An 18,036-nucleotide genomic window follows, 5' to 3' on the forward strand; every position below is an offset into this window, starting at 1 on the left:
GTGTTATGGCACTGGCTTTGGCTGCTTATGCTTGGAAAAGAAGAAGGAATACTAACATTTATGGTGATGATCTGTGGGAAGAGCAGGAGGTAAATGAGTTATTAAATATGAGGGTTGGTTAGAGTTCCTTGTTGGAAATATTAAAGTCTATTTCTTCTTTTAAAGTTTATTGCTCCTTGTATTATTGAGTCAAGGATACTATCTACGTTAGGTCTTTGTCCAATAAAATTGAAAATTAGCCCCAATATAAGACACAATGGAGATAGAATAGGAAAAGAAGTAACAGTTAACAAAAAGCCATGCTCCCCTGTTAGGATAACTGCCATAAAACTACATAATATACAAATAAATAAACCTAAAGCAACCTTTTTAATAAAAAAAATAAGTTTTAATTTACCTCTCATTACATCTCCTAAATCGTATGATAAGTATAAAAAAATATTTAGGTTTACCCCAGCTAAAAGTAACGTTAAAAGCAACAGAATAATATATATAATTTCCATAAAAATCTCTAGATTTGTGAGTAGGAAAAAGATAAACTTCTTGAGTTCTTAATTTTAAAGACTGCTTAGGTTTATTATTTAGAAACCTTTTATTTTAAGTTAGGATTTTTAACATCAGGTAATATTTGAGAACCAGCACCTAAAACTTTTGCCATAAAAAGCTTCAGTCTTGGATTATTCTTGACTATTGCTGCTAAATTAGGTCCACAAAAAGTATATAAATCTATAAAAATACGCCCTAATAAATACTTCGATAAATATTTATCTCTGAAGTTGCGGTACTTAACTACTTGTTTAGCATAAGGTGTACCAAAAGTAGCTGTCACTACAAAGCAATCTTCAGAATTATCGAGTTTATTATTTTGAACTGATTGACTTTTTGCTGCTTTAAATATTGTTTTCTCTACTTCTACAAGTGCTGAATGGAGAGAAAAAAGTGCAAAATTTACTTCATATTTTTCTCTTTCTATAGGGTTGAATGGGGCTGCGTTAAAAGCAGTGCTATTTTTAAACATGTTTAAAAATCTATCCGTAGATAAACCCAGTGTTGGATCTTTTTTAGTATTTAAAATGTCTTTTATCCACTCATCTACCCCATCTAAACATATCCTATGATCTTCATCTACTTTAATAATTTTAGGATTCATAGAGGCTAGTTTAGCAAATTCAATTAACCCTTTAATATCATCTTCTTCAGAGTGCATTACCGTAGGGAAAATAGTGGTTATTGACCATCCATCATTATTGTATAAGCGGGCTAATTCACTAGGAACCCAATACCACTCCATATTGTCTTCATCCAAAATAACATTAAGGCAGGAATTATATTTTTGACTGTAATAGATTAGAGAAATTTTATGCTTATACCAAAAGCTATGAGAAAAACTATACTCTTCTTCACCAATTATATAAAAGTCTCTAAAAAAGTTTTTAATATTATACAACCTCATTTTATATGAAGGATCAATTGCTCTTTTTGTATTTTGAAATAGGGCAACTTTAGCCGGATCTATATCTAATCCAGAACCATAAAATTCTTGTGCCATATAAATTCCTATCTTTTTAGTCCAGGACAATTAGCAAGACTCTTAGAGAGATAAGAACCTGAGAATAATTGATTGTAGTAATCTACCCAAGTAAATCTACTTTTGTAGTATCTCAGGAAAGCCCAACATAGCAGCCTTATTGGTTGCAATCATTACATCTCTGACTTTAGCAGGCACATATCAGGGTGTCACCTGTAAATATACTTAACCAATTGTGAGAAGATATAATAAGTCTCAATGCTATAAATCAAACTAAACCCCATCCACAAGTGATGACTTATGGGAAGCAGGAGGTAAATGAGTTATTAAATATGAGGGTTGGTTAAGATTAAAGTCTGGATACTCTGTTATGTTGAAATTTTACTTACTAGGGTGGGTATCATAAATTTATATCTAACAAATTGATAGAATGAAATCACTACTAGCGGCTACCTTACTTACCTTAATTAATCTATACCCAGTATTAGCTCTGCCAGAAGGATGGGTATCTCAAAGAAATGATATTAATCAATGTGATTTCCCTGAAGAGCCTTCATCTTCAACTAAAATTACAGTTAACTATCCTAAGTTTAATATTAAGATAGAAATGCCAGACAACACTAATTCTATGCTGCTTGAAAATGGAGATATATTAATTGTTGATAGAGGAACATATAGATACCTTCAGTGCTACAACAAATATAAAACTGGTGGTAGAGGTATTTTTGGCACTCTCATTACTAGAGGAGCTACTGGCTACAGCTATCAAGCACCTATCCCTGGTAAACCTAATATGTTCATAGTACACAATACAGATTATTTAGATGGCATAAATCTCTCATATACTATAGCCCTTAGAATAGTTACTTCTAAAGGGTTAACTGATGTTTCTTTATATGGAGGAGGGGGACCATTAGTACATAAAGAAGAAATAGCTAATGAAGTAAGAAGTTTAAAAGCCATAGCAGATAGTATTACTATCATTAGGTAAACATAATGACAAAATCCACTAATTTAGTTTATTTCCACAATGCTTACAAATACCCAAGCGTTATTATGTTTGCTTCTTTAAATCAAACTCCCAGCCATCAATATCCAAGTCATTACTAGTTGTGCTTTCTGTTAGCTTAAAACCACACCTGTCAGTGATATTCCAAATTACTTTAACTTTGTTGTCATCAATAAAACTTAGATACTTATCAGGGGTTGCAGTAGAATGAATTTTTAATAAAATGTTTATGTCAGTGTGAGAGATTTGAACTTGAGCTTCACAAGGTAAACCATCTGGGTAAGAGTAAACACGAAACAGAGAACACTTGATTTTTGATTGCAAAGGCTCAGTTTCTGATTTAAGCACCACCTGAAGATATATATCTTTAAATTCTTTATTAATAAAAGATGATTCAACTTCTAACATAAATTGTTAACCCTGGTTTATTTGCAACTGTAGCAAGCACATATCAGGGTGTCACCTGTAAATATACTTAACCTATTGTGAGAAGATATAATTAGGCTCAATACTATAAATGAAACTAAACCCCATCCAGATAGCTTTCCAGAGGGGTTATTTTTTTATCTAGCCAAATAGCTTATGTTGTAGTATAGTTACCTCAGTGAGGGAAAACTGAGGGAAAATCTACATAATAGGTAACAGTCAAACTAAGCAAAAGTAAACTGGCACTACTTTACTAATGGTATTAGTTTATACCATTGAGCTAGTCACCCATATCAGTCTTGCATTATATCATATTTGTTTTAGATTTGCAAATCTAAAACCAGGAAGTCTCTCAAATTCATTACCCAATGGGATGATTACCCGGATTGACAGCGTGAATTTGTTCACTACCAGATTGCGGCCTTCCCCTTTTGTAGCGGGCTTCTTCTGGTTTACCCCATCCTAATTGCAAAATCAGTTCTAAAAAGTTAGAATTTTCCCACTTCCACAAACTTGCCCATTCTGTAATTTGAGCAATTCTCTCTACATCAGGCTGGAGAATTTTTTGGTGTTGTTTATTGTTGTTAAAACTCAAGTACAAATCCATCCCCACAGTGACTTTATACCAAAATTCTAATATGGTATTTTTATGCGCTTTAATGAGTTCTAAGTCTGTACTCAGGGCAATTAATTCGGTATCGACTTCTGGATAGCGCAAGGTTTTACCATTGACAGTCATCTCTCGCCAGACAATACCTGATACTTGATTTTCTCGTTGATAATCATGAATGGCAGCTTTAAAATCTTGATAGGCGGTGAACTTTTGCAGCCCATCAGTTTGAATAAACTGGTCAATGACAGGATTACCAGAAACTGTCACCTCTAATTTTAGGCGTTTCCCCCTCAGACAGGCTTGGCGTTCATCTGCCAAAATTTGGATTAGCTCTTCGGAAGTATAAACCTTTGACATCAAAACACACTCTAGTAATCATTAGTCATTAGTCATTAGTTATTTGCAGTGAACTATCAACTAGGGATTAATTTAACTGCTAAGTTGTTAGCATTAAGGTAGATGTTTCAGGCAGATATCTCTGCTCTCAAGAGACAGAAGAGAGGGCATAAATGATTATGTTCACTAACTTTAATATTATCGCTTTTCATCCAGGGGAATGCAGTATCCCACGAAACTAAAAATTAAGGCAGACCGATTTGGTCTACCCTCAAAGTTATTCTGCTAATTCACTACTAAACTCGTTGAATGAACGTCGCTGTAATGGCAAGGATTCAGTGCGTGGTAATAAATCAAACACTTCCCGAAATTTATCGTCTATTTCTTCGTAAGGTACTTGGCCGGTTTTATTTAAAACTACCTGACCTAATTTATCAAATACTACAACTTGAGGCACAGCCCCAGAATAATAGTATCCTGCTTCTGTAGGTTCATAAGTTTGTTTCACAGGGATGGTGTCTACATCTATGGGGATAATCTCTGCGGCTCGTCCGTAAAATTCCTGTACCTGTGAAATTGAAATGGCGTACTTTTTACAATCACTGCTGTCATCAACATAAAACGCCAAATATACAGGCTTATGTTCTTCTAAAGCTTTTGCTAAACTCTGTCTGGGCGGAACCAGGGAACCGTTTCCAGCATAAATCACGAAAATGTTACCATCGTACAGATCATCTTCAATACCAGCAAATGCAGGTTGTATATTTATCATCAATAAACAAGCAAGCAATAACAAGAATTTAGACACTATGCCTTGCCAATTAGCAATTGTTTTATGTAAAAACAGAAACTTTAGATTTTTCATCAAAGAGAACCTTGCAAGCTATTAATTTTCATCAGTTTGTACTGAATTCGTCCAACTGGGCTGGATATGTAATTACACTCAAGCACTATCTTTTAAGATAACGCTTCTGAGTACGGGAATGGGGAGTGGGGAATGGGGACTAGGTAGATTAAATTTGTAAATAAAAGACTATAAATTAGGAACCGCCAGAAGATTAGGGTAGGAATGTGGGAAATAAAATTCAACTCATAGATAGACTGCGACTCGGTTTCGCGGTGTCAGTTGCTAAAAGTGTAACGTTTATAGTCAAGTCGCTGCGTCTCGGTGCTGCTAGTGTATTACCAGGCTTTATTGCGCGTCGTATTGAACCCCGATTGTTGGAATTATTGAGTCAGCAAGTCAAAAATGGGGTAATTCTCATTGCTGGGACTAATGGCAAAACTACTACAGCGCTGCTTTTATGTACAATTTTAGAACGCCAAGGTTATCGTATCGCCCATAACTCGACGGGCGCAAATCTGGAAAATGGCTTGATGACGGCGTTGATGGAAAATAGCAGTCTGCTGGGGACGTTGAATGTTGATTATGCGATTCTGGAAGTAGATGAGAATATTGTACCAAGAGTTTTAAAGCCTCTTCAGCCGAGAATTATTCTTTGTTTAAATTTATTTCGTGACCAACTGGATAGATATGGGGAAGTAGACAGCATTAGTAAGCGCTGGACGAAGGTGATTTCTACTCTCCCACTGGAAACGGTGGTAATTCCTAATGCTGATGACCCAACTTTATGTTATCTCGGTCAGCAGCTACCCCAGAAGGTGTTATTTTTTGGGATGAATGAACCAGAACATTATCTGGAAGCTATTCCTCACGCTGTGGATTCCATTTATTGTCCTAGTTGTGGACATTCTCTCGATTATCAAGGTGTGTATTTGTCCCATTTGGGCGATTTTACTTGTCCCCAGTGTGGTTTTAGCAAAAGTAAACCGACTTTAGAAAGCGGCGAATGGTCACAAATTCTGGTGGGTTTGTATAACAAATATAATACTTTAGCGGCTGTGACTGCGGCACAAGAATTAGGCGTTGATGAAGTGATAATTCGAGATGCAGTTAACAATTTTCAAGCTGCTTTTGGTCGGGCTGAAGATTTGGTTATTAATAATAAGCGGGTGCGGATTTTGTTATCAAAAAATCCGGTGGGGACGAATGAAACTATTCGGGTAGTGACTGAAAGCACTGATAAAACTACACTGCTGGTTTTAAACGATCGCACTCCAGATGGTACTGATGTATCCTGGATTTGGGACGTAGATACAGAGAAGTTAGTCCAACGGGGTGGAACTTTGGTAGTGAGTGGCGATCGCCTCTATGATTTGGCGCTGCGTCTGCGGTATAGTGAAAATTCGGGAGAGAGTAAGCTCAATTTGATTGTAGAAGAAGATTTGCGTCAAGCGATCGCAATTGCATTAGAACATACCCCAGACAATGAAACTCTCCACATTCTCCCCACCTATTCCGCCATGCTAGAAGTGCGAGAAGTTCTCACTGGGAGGAAAATTCTTTAAGCGGATATCGAGAAGATTTAAAATGTTATGTTGTTCTTATAATATATCAGTGTGCAGCATGACATTTTTCACTTCTCACATATTTTCTAACTATTATTTATAAGCTTTAGAAGCTAAGGTAGTCTTTTAAATCAATTAACAATTGAAGACGAAATTTTTCTTGACGTATTTCCCAATTACTTGTGCGAAAAACTTCCCAACCTTCCTTACGAAGTTTTCTATCTTCTTTTAGGCGCATAGAATACCTCTCTTCGTCTGCATTCCAGTATTTATAATACTTCTTTGCATAGTGACCAATATCATCTATAAGAATAGCAAATCGCTTATTTTTCCAGAAAGCTACAAAGTCAACTCGGTATAAGTCGTCAACATACGACGAATTGCTAGATCGTAAATCTTCTTTTGTACTTGAATGCCACTGTATCCAAGCCTGGGGTATTAAAACTGGTATTTCTTGATTCCACATATCATATGAACTAGCATATAATTGAAAAAAAAGTTTTTCGTTTTCTGTCTGTGACATATTTTCTAAAACCGTTTTAAGATTTAATTTACCTATTGGAGTTTCACGCATCTTTCTCTCTAGTTCTATGTAAGTAAAATTGGGATATACGTTTTCTTTAATAACTCCAACATCTTCTTTTTCTTCAAAATATATTTCTTGACTTCCTTGACAAGGAATGACTGCAACATGAGGTTTTTTCATACCAAATGGCATTCCAAATGGAAATTGCACTGTAAATGAGTTTTTCTGATTATTTTCTGGAGAATCTAAGGCATCGGTGTTATTAATAAAATCAACTTCATCTGGAAGTGTTAATATTGGAGAAATTTCAATATCATCCAGGTCAAATCCTATTGGTTTAGGCATTATTTCTTCAGATATTTTCAATATTTCTTCTTGTATTTCATCAGTAAAATTATTTAGTTTATCTATTGGAACATTAAACCGAATAGTTGTGGAATAGGCATTCCATCGCTTACCAGAATAACTATTTGAAGCACAAAATTCACAAGATGTGCCTGTCAATAATTCAAATATTTTTGTTCGTTTTTTACTTTTTAAATATTCTCGTAAATTGTGGATAAATGCTTGTGCATTAGGAGCTTCGTATGTAAATTCACTTGACATGGTAAATAAAATATTTCATTTTTTATACTTTAGCTCAAGCTTTTATAAAAAACCACTATTAATTAATGATTCTACAGTGAGGTAGAGATTCCCACAAAGCCGGCCAGGAGTTGAAAACCCCTGGCTGACTCTCTCTCGACAAATATCTAGAGTTCTTTGGTTTTTATACTAAATAACTAGTATTAGGGACGATGGGAAAGAAAGCATATTCATACCAAGCAGTCCAGATAAAACTTTTTATCCATCTTTGATATTTTTCGGGACTGATTTCATAGTTAAATTCTCCCTCCGATATATCAATAGAAGATAAATGAGAATTACAACCGCAACCATGATGATAGGTAAAACCGTATTTAGAAGCGATGCTTTGTACTTTCATTTGCATAGCAAAAACTTTGCCGGCGTGTAAGATAGCATCCCAAGAACGTTTATGTACTATGTCTCGTTTGTCAAAGCGTAAAGCCCGTTCTTCAAATATATGATCTCGGTAAATTGGGGCTAAATGTACATGATAGAAACTAGCAGGTAATTCATAGCCAAATTCCTGAAAAAGATCCATTCCAATGAGTGCTACTTTGACCTCATCTGCATATTCTCTTCCCTTCGATTCCACATCTCTGAGAATTTGGTCAAAATGGGGATAATTATGAATTAAAAAATCATGTCCGTAAAATTCTAAGGTTTCATAACCTAGTTGTCCAAATAGCTGAGAAAATGCCGATTTAAAATTAGCTAATTCTGGACGTTCATTAAATAAGTCTACATCACCCTGCGCCAGTTTATATTGGAACAACTGCGCCATTTCCACATAACTTTGTGGGTTATCAATTCCTACATTTGCTACTCCGGCGGCGATATCTTGCCATATAGGAGGTAATTGATCAATAGGAACCGCATTTTCAGAAGCAATCACGGCAATATTAAGAGCTTCAATAACCTGCATAAATCATCTCCATTTAGACTTGAAATAAGTATCTAATTACAATACTTGTTTGGGAAAAGTTAAATAATTAATAAATATTACTAAAATAAATCTTTTGGCGATTTTAAATATGTAAATTAAATTCAAGATATATGAGATACTTTAACAGTATCGTGAATATATTACAAAAAAACTGTTACATAAAATACTAAATTTTCCCAGATGAGATATGCTGATTGAACACTTTCAGATGCTTGCACAGTACAATACCTTAGCAAATCGTCGGTTATATGACGTTTGTTCGCTGCTGTCAGATGTAGAACTGAAGCAGACTCGACCTGCATTTTTTAAGAGTATTCACGGTACATTGAATCATATTTTAGTCGGCGATCGCATCTGGATGGGACGTTTTACAGGGACTCAAATATCGTCTCTAGGACTTAATGCTATCCTTTATGATCAATTTGAGGATCTAAATACAGCCAGGGTTTTAGAAGATGAACGCATCGAAGTATTTATTAAAAATTTAGATGATGATTTCTTAAAAGGAAAAATTATTTACAAGAATACTCAGGGTAAAGTCTATCACGACCCGGTGAATTTGTTGCTGGCACATTTTTTCAATCACCAAACACATCACCGAGGCCAAATTCACGATATGCTGACCCAAACAAAAATTGCTCCTCCAGTTCTAGATATGCACCGGATGCTTATATCATAGGTTGATAAAAATTATTAGTTATTGGTGAAGTTTTATGAGTTCGGAAAATTTAGAATTAACAATTGGGTGGCTATATCCGACGCTGATGAGTACCTATGGCGATCGCGGAAATGTGATTACTATCGAACGTCGCGCCCAGTGGCGGGGGTATAATGTCAAGGTGGTAGCACTCGATCAAAATGCCACAGCTGCTGATATTAAAGCTGTAGATATCATAGTTGGTGGTGGCGCACAAGACCGTCAGCAAGAAATTGTCATGCGTGATTTGCAAGGCGCGAAAGCTGATGCTATGCGTGAGAAAATTGAAAATGGCACACCGGGAGTTTTTACCTGTGGTTCTCCCCAACTCCTGGGAAAATATTATGAACCTGCTTTGGGAAAGCGGATTGAAGGTTTAGGTATCCTGGATTTAGTCTCTGTGCATCCTGGTGAAAATACTAAGCGCTGTATTGGTAACTTGGTAATTGAAGTTACAGCTTCTCGTTTGGCGCGGGAACTAGAAGAGATGACGGGGACTAAACCTTATTTAGTCGGTTTTGAAAATCATGGGGGACGCACCAAGTTAGGTAAGGTGGAAGCCTTGGGGCGTGTGGTATATGGTTTGGGTAATAATGGTGAAGATGGTACTGAGGGAGCATTTTATCAGAATGCGATCGCCACTTATTCCCACGGTCCGCTATTACCCAAAAATCCCTTTGTGGCTGACTGGTTAATTCAAACAGCGTTGCGGCTAAAATATCAGCAAGCGATCGCCTTATCACCTTTAGATGATAGTCTAGCCTTACAAGCGCGATCGGCAATGCTGAATCGGTTAAAAATCAGTTTACCAAATCCCGCCACAGCCAAAGTTTAGCAAAAAAAACTCCCCTCCTCGCTTGCGGTCTGGGGTTGGGAATAGGGTCTTTTTATTTAGGAAAAATTTATCCCCAGATGAACACAGATAATTTATCCATGTTTAGCTATCAATAAAAAACTCCCCTCCTCGCTTGCGGGGAGGGGTTGGGGGTGGGGTTCTCTAACGTTTAGCGAACTTTTTACTAACTTTCCGTAAACGAATTGATTCCGGTGTAACTTCCACCAACTCATCAGGACCGATATATTCCAAAGCCCGTTCTAAACTCATATCAATTGGTGTTTGCAATTGTACCAATTCCTCACCACCAGAAGCGCGGTGATTGGTTAACTGCTTAGTCTTACAGACATTCAATTCCAAATCTTGAGGGCGATTATGTTCACCGATAATCATGCCTTTATAGACTTTAGTACCTGGAACGATAAAGAATGCGCCTCTATCTTCCGAGTTTTTCATCGCATAGAAAGTCGAAACGCCTTCTTCAAAAGCAATGAGAACGCCTTTGTTCCGGGCTTCAATGTCACCAGAGAGGGGACGATAATCATGGAAACTGTGGTTCATGATACCTTCACCACGAGTCATCCGCATAAATTCACCCCGGAAACCAATCAAACCACGGGCGGGAATAATAAACTCTAGTAGAGTGCGTCCATTTCCCACAACTTGCATATCTTGCATTTCGCCTTTCCGTTGTCCCAGGCGTTCAATGCAGCTACCAACAGCATCTTCAGGTATATCTAACGCTAGGAGTTCAAAAGGTTCGCATGGTTGACCGTTGATTTCGCGGTAAATTACCTGTGGTTGAGATACTTGGAACTCAAAACCTTCACGGCGCATGGTTTCAATTAAGATACCCAAGTGTAATTCACCCCGTCCACAAACTTGGAATTTATCGGGAGAATCAGTTTCTTCCACACGGAGGGCGACGTTAGTTTCCAATTCCCGGAATAGGCGATCGCGCACTTGTCTAGATGTCACCAGTTTACCTTCTTGACCAGCAAAGGGTGAATCATTTACCCAGAAGGTCATTTGTAAAGTAGGTTCATCCACCTTAATTAGTGGTAAAGCTTGGGGTTCGTTGGGGTCAGTAATAGTTTCCCCAATATAAGCATCAGCGAAACCAGACACAGCCACAATATAACCTGCGGTGGCTTCTTCCATTTCTACCCGCTTCAGTCCTTCAAATCCCATTAATTTGGTAATTTTGGACTTGACAATAGTACCATTTTCTGTTACTAGTGCCGCTTGTTGTCCCGCTCGGATAGTACCATTGTGGATTCTACCAATTACAATCCGTCCCAAATATTCGGAATAATCTAGGGTGGTAACTTGCAATTGCAGAGGCTTGTTGATGTCGCCCACAGGAGGTGGAACGTGTTGCAAAATTGCATTAAACAGAGGCTGCATATCTACCGATTCTGCTTCCATGCTTTCCTTAGCGAAACCGCCCATACCGGAAGCAAATAGATAGGTAAAATCACATTGGTCTTCATCTGCACCTAATTCCAGGAACAGATCCAAAACCTTATCTACAGCCACGTGGGGGTCAGCTTGGGCGCGGTCAATTTTGTTAATGACGACAATAGGGCGCAATCCTTTTTCCAGAGCTTTTTTCAAAACAAAGCGGGTCTGAGGCATAGGGCCTTCGTTAGCATCGACAATTAACAGACAACCATCAACCATTCCTAGTACCCGTTCAACTTCGCCACCGAAGTCCGCGTGTCCTGGGGTATCAACAATATTAATTAGGGTTTCTTTGTAACGAACGGCTGTATTTTTCGAGAGAATTGTAATACCCCGCTCCCTTTCCAGGGTGTTGGAATCCATGACACAATCCGGAACGTCTTCACCTTCTCGGAAAATACCAGATTGTTTGAGGAGCGCATCAACCAGGGTAGTTTTGCCGTGGTCAACGTGGGCGATAATGGCGACGTTGCGAATTGGGAGCGTCATAGGAGCTTTTATTGAACTCTAGAGGGGGCTTTCAGATTTAACTTTAAATGCTGATTGGTTTTAACAGATTTGTTGCTATTTAGCAAATTCTGTAAAGAACCTTTAATAATTTTAGCGTAATTGTCACAATTCCGGAGACTTTTTCTCTAAGCTATCCAGGAATCAATAATTTTTCTTGAGCAGATTAACTATAAACGTGTCACAATTAACACCATCTTTGTATATTAGCAAATCATGGCTTGGGTATCAGGACAGCAATTGCAGGGTGATAAATACGTCATTGAGCAAGAATTAGGCCAAGGTGGGTTTGGGATAACTTATCGTGCTAAAGATGCTAAAGATATTAACGGGCGATTGGTTGTGATTAAAACCTTGAATGAGCAAGTGCAACGCCGTCCTGATTTTGCCAAGTTTCAGCAAGATTTTTTAAATGAAGCCATCAAATTAGCTAAATGCAGTCATCCTCATATAGTGCGTATAGATGAAGTGATTCATGAGGATATGCTGTGGTGCATGGTGATGGAATATATTGATGGGGAAGATTTAGCCAGTCGGGTTGAAAATCAAGGTCTTTTGTCGGAAGCCGAAGCATTAAACTACATTCAGCAAATTGGCGAGGCGCTAATAGTGGTTCATAATCATGGCTTATTACATCGGGATATCAAGCCACAAAATATTATGTTGCGTTCTGGTAAATCAGAAGCAGTGTTAATTGATTTTGGTATTGCCAGGGATTTTAGCCCAAATTTAACACAGACGCATACACAATTTTTATCTGATGGTTTTTCGCCAATTGAGCAATATGATCAGCGAGCCAAACGAGGTGCTTACACAGATGTTTATGCCTTAGCTGCAACCCTCTATTCTATGTTAACGGGAGAAGTGCCTACAATTTCTCCCATTAGGGCGATTGGAACGCAATTAACAGCACCAAAAGCGATTAATTTTAGGATTAGCGATCGCGTAAATCAAGCAATTCTCCAGGGAATGGAAGTAAAACCAGAAAATCGCCCTCAGTCAGTACAGGAATGGTTGAAATTGTTAGATTTGAACCCCACAATTCCTTCTATGTCATCATCAAACAAAACGACTTCAGTTCCATTAATTTCATCCCTAAATTTTGATTATTATAAGCTGCATAAATTACTGGCAGATGGTAACTGGATAGGTGCAAATATAGAAACTAGCAATCTCTTGGTTTCTATAGCTTGTCCCAGAAATGGACGCTGGCTTGACTCGGAATCAATAAAAAAAATTCCCTGTGAAGATTTACGTGTAATTGATCAACTTTGGGTCTACTACAGTAATGGACTTTTTGGCTTTAGTGTCCAAAATCTTATTTGGCAGCGTGTGAAAGGAAATGTAAATGAATTTGGTAATAGTGTTGGTTGGCGTGTGAATAAATCATGGATTAAATACTCTCAATTTACCTTTAGTCTTGATGCTTCAAAAGGACATTTGCCAGCATATCTAGAATTTTTAGGCTTTGTGTGGAAGTCAGGGTGGTTTGGTGATTATTGGGATGGTGATCTGAGCCGAGTATATGCTTTAGTTTCAAAACTGACACAGTGTAATCTTTAATCCTTTTATTGTTTGATTCCTCTAAACTATTAAATATAAATTTGGCTATCTCACCTTCAACCAACTAAAAATCTCACTCGCTTGTAACTGCCAATCTTTCAACACATCGAGAACAGGTAATATATCAGTATTATATTTAACTTCCGGTAATTGATGCGGTTGAAATACCATCACCGATTTATCATTAGGATCAATAAACCAACCTAATTTAGTCCCCTGGTTAATACACAAAATAATTTTATTAATTACATGATTAGGAGATTGGTCAGGTGATAAAATTTCAATAGTCCAATCTGGATAACTCTCAAACCTATTGGCAATTTCTCCATCTTCATCAGTGGGGATGCGTGACCACTCAAACACCGCAATATCAGGAACTAAAGAACGTCCCCCAAAAGTGCAGCGTAACTCAGTTAATGCTAAAGCTTTTTGCTGGGGTTCACCCACTTGATTAATATTAGTTGATAAACAAGTTTGGATTCTGCTATGTTTTCCCTGGGGCATTGGTTTTTGATAGATGCATCCATCAAGATATTCACTAGCTGGTTTAGTTTCTGCTAATTTCAGAAACTCTGCTAAGGAAAGTTGCGAATTTACCTGACTTGATAGTGTCATCAGCAATTACTCCTCGACTAATCCTGGCAAATCAATATTTTCACACTTCCGCAAACAACCCCTCAAATCTTTATTTCTCTGTGTTCTTTGTGTGCTTTGTGGTTCGTTTCTCCTATATAACTGGGGAGTAGGGAGTAGGGAGTGGGGTAAAAGCTTTTCGGTGTCTAACTTTTATGATCAGTTTATATCCTAACGTGTATGCGTAGTGCTATATTACCGCAACCTCTTGGGTAAACAAACAAAACCCACCTAAACCAACTCAGTTTAAGTGGAAAATTTCAGATAGTGCGTTGGGCTAAAGTACAAAATTATCTGCGTTTATCTGCGTCCATCTGCGTTTAATTATTACTGCTTGTGAATGGGAATTGCTATAGTTGTTCTCGATTAACTCGCAGCTAATTTACCCCAACTGACATAAGGCAGTTTTGCAGCAGTGGCGCGAACTTGGTCAGCCTGAGCGACTAACTGACCGCAAGCATCCCATGTACCTGCAATAAACGTGCTGCGAGTGCCTTCATTCATGGTAACTTTGGCAGTATATTCACCAATTTGCACTTCCAAGGTTTCCAGATTGACTGTGACAGGTGCTTGAGGATTAGCGGCTACAAGTTCTTGCAGTTTTTTTACTGTGGTTGCATCGGCGGTAAGACAAGGGATACCCATTGCTACACAGTTACCAAAAAAGATTTCCGCAAAACTTTCACCAATTAAAGCCTTAATTCCCCATTTAGCGATCGCCTGGGGTGCGTGTTCTCGTGATGAACCACAGCCAAAGTTGCGGTTAACTATTAAAACATTCGCCCCTTGATATTGAGGTTGATCAAAAGGATGTTCGCCTTTTAACGCTGTGCGATCGTCAATAAATACACCTTCGCCCAATCCATCAAAGGTAATAGCTTTCAAGTAACGGGCGGGAATAATTCTATCTGTATCTATATCATCGCCAATAAGGATTATACCGCGCCCTGAGATTTTTTTAACTTCACTGACCATAAATTTCTGTTTTGACTAGAATGTTTGACATTAAACTCCTCTTCTCTGCGCCTCTGCGTGACACTAATTCATCTTTATAACAACTCGCGCACGTCTGAAACTTCCCCTTGGATAGCCGCAGTCGCCACCATTGCCGGACTCATTAATAATGTGCGTCCAGAAGACGAACCTTGTCTACCTTTAAAGTTGCGGTTAGAGGAAGAGGCGCTGATTTGTCTACCTTGGAGTTTGTCGGGGTTCATGGCTAAACACATAGAACAACCGGGTTCACGCCATTCAAATCCTGCTGCTTCAAAGATTTTGTGCAGTCCTTCGGCTTCCGCTTCTTCTTTCACCCGTTCCGAGCCAGGAACTACAAAGGCTTTAACTCCCTCTGCAACGTGACGACCTTGGGCAATTTTTGCCGCTTCTCGCAAGTCGCTGATTCTGCCGTTGGTGCAACTACCAATAAAGCAGACATCAATTTTAGTGCCTTTGATGGGTTGACCCGGAAACAAATCCATGTATTGATAGGCTTCTTCCGCAATAAATCGGTCTTCTTCCAGTAATTCTTCTGGCTTAGGAACCAGTTCATTAACACCGATACCTTGACCGGGTGTAATTCCCCAAGTGACTGTGGGGGAAATATCCGCCGCATCGAAGACTACCACATCATCATATTCAGCATCAGCATCACTCTTGATAGATTCCCACCAAGCCACGGCTTTATCCCATTCTGCACCTGTGGGGGCGTAATCTCTACCTTTTAAGTAATCGTAGGTAATTTGGTCTGGGTTAACATAACCGCATCTCGCGCCACCTTCAATGGCCATGTTACAAACGGTCATCCGTTCTTCCATGTTCATCTGTGCAAAGGTGGTTCCCGCGTATTCATAAGCATAACCTACGCCACCTTTTACACCCAGTGTGCGAATGATGTGCAGGATGACATCTTTAGCGTAAACACCGGGGTTTAATTTGCCGTTAACTTCAATTTTGCGGACTTTGAGTTTAGATAAAGCCAGGGTTTGAGAGGCGAGAACGTCCCGCACTTGGCTAGTCCCAATCCCAAATGCGATCGCACCGAATGCACCATGACTAGATGTGTGGCTATCACCACAAGCAATGGTCATTCCTGGCTGAGTTAGTCCTTGTTCTGGGGCGATGACGTGAACTATGCCTTGATTACCAGAACCGATGTTATGAAAGGTAATATTATTTTCTTGACAGTTTGTTTCTAACGCCTGGATCATATCTTCCGCCATGCTATCAGCAAATGGGCGGGCTTGATTATCTGTAGGTACGATGTGATCCACTGTGGCTATAGTGCGTTGGGGAAACAACACCTTCAGTCCCCTTTCCCGCAACATGGCAAAGGCTTGGGGACTGGTGACTTCATGAATCAGGTGTAGTCCAATAAATAGTTGTGTTAGCCCTGAAGGAAGTGTTCCAACGGTGTGTAATTGCCAAACTTTATCAAACAGGGTGCCTTTGCTCATACCAAAATCGTTATTTCACGAGTTAGAGCTACTATCGTATCAAAAAAGTGTCCGGCTTTTGCAGTTTTTCTTTGTCTCTTTGTGCTTTGGGGTTTATTTCTCTGATATGTGGTAGCTCTTCAAGGGTTAAATTATGGCAGTCAAGATACCCACTCCACAAGAGTTTGAGAGAAATAGTAAAAATCCAGCTAAATACTCCATGTCTTCAATTGATGGGGTTCTATTTTGGATATAGCTTTTAGCTATCACTCTCCAATGCTTCCCAATCTTCCAGCTTTAAACCCTCAACACGACTAAACTCATTCATATTATGAGTTACCAAAATCAAATCATTCGCTAAAGCAATAGCAGCAATTTGTAAATCATAGGGACCGATTGGAGTTCCTAACTGAGTGAGTCTAGCGCGGATAACTCCAAATATTTCTGCGGCTTGATCATCAAATGCTAAAGAAACAAAACGATTTAAAAATATCTTTTGTAAAGCTAGAGTGCGACTAGGATTGTTACTTTTTCTCGCTCCGTAAAATAATTCGGATTTCACAGGAGAACAAACAGCTATATCAGAATCTGATTTCTGTTCTATCTGACGTTTTAAATTTAAGTTTTTGCCATTTAGGTAAACAATACAAACATTTGTATCTAACAAATAAATCATTCTATTGTTTCTCGTTCTTCATATTCACCTTGAGGATGTCTAATAATGGGATCATCTGCTAAACAACCGTAAGTCATATTAATAAAATCATGCCATTCTATTTTGTTAACTTCTTCTGCTAACAAATCATTTTTTTTGTGAACAGGTTTGACTGTCACTGTTACTTCTAACTCGGTTTCTTGCATATCTACAGGGATATCTAAATGTAACATCCCATCTCTACCTACATAAGAATTAATTTTGATACTTTGCATAATCTAAGCACCTGCTATTTCATTTAATATAACAAATAGCTGCAATTGTAATTTCCACCTCATCTCAACTTAAACATCAATATCCATAGTTAATTCTAATGTATTTTTAAATTTCGTAAATTCACACTAGAGATTTTTTAATCCTTACAAATGTCCTTTTCTAAGTAGAATCACTGTTGTATGTTGTGTTAAGAAAATTTAACATCAGAAATTAAGTCAAAAATTTTTCTATTTCATCAAAAATCATGGCTACCACTAAAGAAAACTTTGAATCGAAAATAATAGAACTTGGTGAAAGCCTATATTTATCACATTTTCACTTAAAAATTCATGAATGGATGGGGAAGGAACGTAATAAACGCCTGAATGAGTATCCACCTTTCTTTGCTTTGTCTCGTATGGCTCATTATGAAACCGGAGTCTTAAAACTAGCTAGAGCATATGATGAAGATGAAGATAGTTTGGGACTGTTGAAAATTTTAAATATAATTCAATCTGATCAGAAGCAGAAATGTTGAATCTCGTTACAAAACTTTACATATTCAGGTATAGTAGTTT

At 38.1% G+C, this 18,036-nt stretch carries 19 protein-coding genes; 6 read left to right on the forward strand and 13 right to left on the reverse strand.

The window, feature by feature from the left end:
- Window positions 1–140 precede the first annotated feature (140 nt).
- Both ACM0OP_RS20325 and ACM0OP_RS20330 read right to left on the reverse strand, forming a co-directional pair.
- Window positions 141–503 (reverse strand): hypothetical protein, encoded by a 363-nt coding sequence (locus ACM0OP_RS20325; RefSeq protein ID WP_414530239.1) that lies wholly within the window; start codon window positions 501–503, stop codon window positions 141–143.
- A gap of 89 nt (window positions 504–592) precedes the next feature.
- Window positions 593–1,549, reverse strand: coding sequence for a CFI-box-CTERM domain-containing protein (locus ACM0OP_RS20330; RefSeq protein WP_414530240.1), 957 nt, complete (start codon window positions 1,547–1,549; stop codon window positions 593–595).
- A gap of 409 nt (window positions 1,550–1,958) precedes the next feature.
- Between ACM0OP_RS20330 and ACM0OP_RS20335 the strand changes: the two genes are divergently transcribed.
- Entirely contained in the window at window positions 1,959–2,519 is a 561-nt protein-coding gene (locus tag ACM0OP_RS20335) for a hypothetical protein (protein ID WP_414530241.1), read from the forward strand.
- A 63-nt stretch (window positions 2,520–2,582) separates the two neighbouring features.
- Here ACM0OP_RS20335 and ACM0OP_RS20340 read toward each other — a convergent pair whose 3' ends face one another.
- The 3 genes from ACM0OP_RS20340 to ACM0OP_RS20350 all read right to left on the reverse strand — a co-directional run bounded on the left by ACM0OP_RS20340 (window position 2,583) and on the right by ACM0OP_RS20350 (window position 4,777).
- On the reverse strand, window positions 2,583–2,945 hold the full coding sequence (locus ACM0OP_RS20340; RefSeq protein ID WP_414530242.1) for a hypothetical protein: 363 nt from the start codon (window positions 2,943–2,945) through the stop codon (window positions 2,583–2,585).
- Window positions 2,946–3,324: 379 nt separating this feature from the next.
- Window positions 3,325–3,933, reverse strand: a complete 609-nt coding sequence (locus ACM0OP_RS20345; protein ID WP_414530243.1) for a hypothetical protein — start codon at window positions 3,931–3,933, stop codon at window positions 3,325–3,327.
- 256 nt (window positions 3,934–4,189) lie between these two features.
- Entirely contained in the window at window positions 4,190–4,777 is a 588-nt protein-coding gene (locus ACM0OP_RS20350; RefSeq protein WP_414530244.1) for a thylakoid membrane photosystem I accumulation factor, read from the reverse strand.
- 206 nt (window positions 4,778–4,983) lie between these two features.
- On the opposite strand from ACM0OP_RS20350, the gene ACM0OP_RS20355 reads away from it, so the two are divergent.
- Complete coding sequence (locus ACM0OP_RS20355; RefSeq protein WP_414530245.1) at window positions 4,984–6,321, forward strand: MurT ligase domain-containing protein; 1,338 nt, start codon at window positions 4,984–4,986, stop codon at window positions 6,319–6,321.
- A gap of 106 nt (window positions 6,322–6,427) precedes the next feature.
- Here ACM0OP_RS20355 and ACM0OP_RS20360 read toward each other — a convergent pair whose 3' ends face one another.
- Both ACM0OP_RS20360 and ACM0OP_RS20365 read right to left on the reverse strand, forming a co-directional pair.
- Window positions 6,428–7,453: a hypothetical protein gene (locus ACM0OP_RS20360; protein WP_414530246.1), complete on the reverse strand. Its 1,026-nt coding sequence runs from the start codon at window positions 7,451–7,453 to the stop codon at window positions 6,428–6,430.
- 163 nt (window positions 7,454–7,616) lie between these two features.
- On the reverse strand, window positions 7,617–8,396 hold the full coding sequence (locus tag ACM0OP_RS20365; RefSeq protein ID WP_414530247.1) for a hypothetical protein: 780 nt from the start codon (window positions 8,394–8,396) through the stop codon (window positions 7,617–7,619).
- Between the two features lie 208 nt (window positions 8,397–8,604).
- On the opposite strand from ACM0OP_RS20365, the gene ACM0OP_RS20370 reads away from it, so the two are divergent.
- Together ACM0OP_RS20370 and ACM0OP_RS20375 are read left to right on the forward strand one after the other, a co-directional pair.
- Complete coding sequence (locus tag ACM0OP_RS20370; protein WP_414530248.1) at window positions 8,605–9,096, forward strand: DinB family protein; 492 nt, start codon at window positions 8,605–8,607, stop codon at window positions 9,094–9,096.
- Window positions 9,097–9,130: 34 nt separating this feature from the next.
- A complete protein-coding gene (locus ACM0OP_RS20375) occupies window positions 9,131–9,949 on the forward strand; it encodes a type 1 glutamine amidotransferase (RefSeq protein ID WP_414530249.1) in 819 nt (272 codons plus the stop codon).
- A 162-nt stretch (window positions 9,950–10,111) separates the two neighbouring features.
- On the opposite strand, the gene typA is transcribed toward ACM0OP_RS20375, so the two are convergent.
- A complete protein-coding gene (typA, locus tag ACM0OP_RS20380; RefSeq protein ID WP_414530250.1) occupies window positions 10,112–11,902 on the reverse strand; it encodes a translational GTPase TypA in 1,791 nt (596 codons plus the stop codon).
- A gap of 234 nt (window positions 11,903–12,136) precedes the next feature.
- Here typA and ACM0OP_RS20385 point away from each other — a divergent pair, with 234 nt between their 5' ends.
- Window positions 12,137–13,483 (forward strand): protein kinase domain-containing protein, encoded by a 1,347-nt coding sequence (locus tag ACM0OP_RS20385; protein WP_414530251.1) that lies wholly within the window; start codon window positions 12,137–12,139, stop codon window positions 13,481–13,483.
- Between the two features lie 45 nt (window positions 13,484–13,528).
- On the opposite strand, the gene ACM0OP_RS20390 is transcribed toward ACM0OP_RS20385, so the two are convergent.
- The 5 genes from ACM0OP_RS20390 to ACM0OP_RS20410 all read right to left on the reverse strand — a co-directional run bounded on the left by ACM0OP_RS20390 (window position 13,529) and on the right by ACM0OP_RS20410 (window position 17,478).
- Entirely contained in the window at window positions 13,529–14,098 is a 570-nt protein-coding gene (locus ACM0OP_RS20390; RefSeq protein WP_414530252.1) for a Uma2 family endonuclease, read from the reverse strand.
- A gap of 384 nt (window positions 14,099–14,482) precedes the next feature.
- Window positions 14,483–15,091, reverse strand: coding sequence for a 3-isopropylmalate dehydratase small subunit (leuD, locus tag ACM0OP_RS20395; RefSeq protein ID WP_414530253.1), 609 nt, complete (start codon window positions 15,089–15,091; stop codon window positions 14,483–14,485).
- Window positions 15,092–15,165: 74 nt separating this feature from the next.
- Window positions 15,166–16,569 (reverse strand): 3-isopropylmalate dehydratase large subunit, encoded by a 1,404-nt coding sequence (gene leuC / locus ACM0OP_RS20400; RefSeq protein WP_414530254.1) that lies wholly within the window; start codon window positions 16,567–16,569, stop codon window positions 15,166–15,168.
- A gap of 238 nt (window positions 16,570–16,807) precedes the next feature.
- Window positions 16,808–17,224, reverse strand: a complete 417-nt coding sequence (vapC, locus tag ACM0OP_RS20405; RefSeq protein WP_414530255.1) for a type II toxin-antitoxin system tRNA(fMet)-specific endonuclease VapC — start codon at window positions 17,222–17,224, stop codon at window positions 16,808–16,810.
- Window positions 17,221–17,478 (reverse strand): hypothetical protein, encoded by a 258-nt coding sequence (locus ACM0OP_RS20410; protein WP_414530256.1) that lies wholly within the window; start codon window positions 17,476–17,478, stop codon window positions 17,221–17,223. The genes vapC and ACM0OP_RS20410 overlap by 4 nt, the downstream gene beginning before the upstream one ends.
- Before the next feature lie 245 nt (window positions 17,479–17,723).
- On the opposite strand from ACM0OP_RS20410, the gene ACM0OP_RS20415 reads away from it, so the two are divergent.
- The gene (locus ACM0OP_RS20415; protein ID WP_414530257.1) at window positions 17,724–17,996 is read left to right on the forward strand and encodes an AbiU2 domain-containing protein; all 273 of its coding nucleotides are present in this window, start codon (window positions 17,724–17,726) and stop codon (window positions 17,994–17,996) included.
- The last annotated feature ends 40 nt before the right edge of the window (window positions 17,997–18,036 follow it).

Source organism: Nodularia chucula CCY0103, from assembly GCF_963923915.1.
GTDB lineage: Bacteria > Cyanobacteriota > Cyanobacteriia > Cyanobacteriales > Nostocaceae > Nodularia > Nodularia chucula.

Bases quoted from the DNA above. Each gene is read 5' to 3' on its own strand.
- ACM0OP_RS20415 (WP_414530257.1), top strand. From the start codon at position 17,724: ATGGCTACCACTAAAGAAAACTTTGAATCGAAAATAATAGAACTTGGT.
- ACM0OP_RS20335 (WP_414530241.1), top strand. From the start codon at position 1,959: ATGAAATCACTACTAGCGGCTACCTTACTTACCTTAATTAATCTATAC.
- ACM0OP_RS20345 (WP_414530243.1), bottom strand. From the start codon at position 3,933: ATGTCAAAGGTTTATACTTCCGAAGAGCTAATCCAAATTTTGGCAGAT.
- ACM0OP_RS20325 (WP_414530239.1), bottom strand. From the start codon at position 503: ATGGAAATTATATATATTATTCTGTTGCTTTTAACGTTACTTTTAGCT.
- ACM0OP_RS20330 (WP_414530240.1), bottom strand. From the start codon at position 1,549: ATGGCACAAGAATTTTATGGTTCTGGATTAGATATAGATCCGGCTAAA.
- ACM0OP_RS20350 (WP_414530244.1), bottom strand. From the start codon at position 4,777: ATGAAAAATCTAAAGTTTCTGTTTTTACATAAAACAATTGCTAATTGG.
- ACM0OP_RS20410 (WP_414530256.1), bottom strand. From the start codon at position 17,478: ATGCAAAGTATCAAAATTAATTCTTATGTAGGTAGAGATGGGATGTTA.
- ACM0OP_RS20385 (WP_414530251.1), top strand. From the start codon at position 12,137: ATGGCTTGGGTATCAGGACAGCAATTGCAGGGTGATAAATACGTCATT.
- typA (WP_414530250.1), bottom strand. From the start codon at position 11,902: ATGACGCTCCCAATTCGCAACGTCGCCATTATCGCCCACGTTGACCAC.
- ACM0OP_RS20360 (WP_414530246.1), bottom strand. From the start codon at position 7,453: ATGTCAAGTGAATTTACATACGAAGCTCCTAATGCACAAGCATTTATC.
- ACM0OP_RS20370 (WP_414530248.1), top strand. From the start codon at position 8,605: ATGCTGATTGAACACTTTCAGATGCTTGCACAGTACAATACCTTAGCA.
- ACM0OP_RS20390 (WP_414530252.1), bottom strand. From the start codon at position 14,098: ATGACACTATCAAGTCAGGTAAATTCGCAACTTTCCTTAGCAGAGTTT.
- ACM0OP_RS20375 (WP_414530249.1), top strand. From the start codon at position 9,131: ATGAGTTCGGAAAATTTAGAATTAACAATTGGGTGGCTATATCCGACG.
- ACM0OP_RS20340 (WP_414530242.1), bottom strand. From the start codon at position 2,945: ATGTTAGAAGTTGAATCATCTTTTATTAATAAAGAATTTAAAGATATA.
- leuC (WP_414530254.1), bottom strand. From the start codon at position 16,569: ATGAGCAAAGGCACCCTGTTTGATAAAGTTTGGCAATTACACACCGTT.
- leuD (WP_414530253.1), bottom strand. From the start codon at position 15,091: ATGGTCAGTGAAGTTAAAAAAATCTCAGGGCGCGGTATAATCCTTATT.
- vapC (WP_414530255.1), bottom strand. From the start codon at position 17,224: ATGATTTATTTGTTAGATACAAATGTTTGTATTGTTTACCTAAATGGC.
- ACM0OP_RS20365 (WP_414530247.1), bottom strand. From the start codon at position 8,396: ATGCAGGTTATTGAAGCTCTTAATATTGCCGTGATTGCTTCTGAAAAT.